This is a genomic window from Limosilactobacillus coleohominis 101-4-CHN (assembly GCF_000161935.1).
Lineage (GTDB): Bacteria > Bacillota > Bacilli > Lactobacillales > Lactobacillaceae > Limosilactobacillus > Limosilactobacillus coleohominis_A.
Map to the genome: position 1 here is coordinate 1 of NZ_GG698811.1, position 848 is coordinate 848.

An 848-nucleotide genomic window follows, 5' to 3' on the forward strand; every position below is an offset into this window, starting at 1 on the left:
AGCGGGCGCCATCATCACCGAAGTAATATGCTTTGCCCCAGTTGAAATAGAACTTATTATCATAACGGGCGCCATCGGCACCAAAGTAGTACATCTTACCCCAATTTAAGTAGAATTTATTATCCCAACGGGCGCCATCATCACCGAAGTAATAAGTCTTACCCCAATTTTGGTAGAATTTATTATCCCAACGGGCACCATCATCACCGAAGTAATAAGTCTTACCCCAATTTTGGTAGAATTTATTATCCCAACGGGCGCCGTCCTTACCAAAATAGTAAGCCTTACCCCAGTTGAAGTAGAATTTATCCTTATACTCTTTTCCGTCAGTACCGAAGTAGTACATCTTACCATCTTGACTGTAGAAATGGTCTTTGACCATTTGACCATTATCATCAGTCAAATAGGTTGTTCCATCTTCATCATCGACGGTACTATTCTTTACTACTTGGCCATTTTGATAGTAAACTCCATTTTGCCAACCATTTAATACTGGTTGTGAAGGTTGGCTGGTTTCATCATTGTTACTTTGCTTAGTCAGAGCGGTTTGATCAGCGTTGGTTGTATTAGCCGACGTTTGACTATCGCTATCAGCAGTATCTTCACTCTGTGAAGCCATTGCTTGTTGATTATCATTTACATTTACATTTTCATTGTTATTAGAAGAATCGTTACTGTTAACTTGAACACTAGTGTTCATATCATCTGCAGTAGTATTAGTATCTGCATTCGCTGAACCAGTAGACGCTAAAGTAACACCTAGAACAACCGTAGCGGTTGTTAATGCCATGGTGCACCAGTTCTTACCTTTTTTGAACATTTTAAAGTGTTTAGTCGTTTGCATAAAA

At 39.3% G+C, this 848-nt stretch carries 1 protein-coding gene; it reads right to left on the bottom strand.

What is annotated here, in order from left to right; genetic code table 11:
- Window positions 1–844, bottom strand: an 844-nt coding sequence (locus HMPREF0501_RS08465) for a KxYKxGKxW signal peptide domain-containing protein (RefSeq protein ID WP_040456289.1), incomplete at its 3' end; no start/stop codon positions are given.
- Between the last annotated feature and the right edge of the window lie 4 nt (window positions 845–848).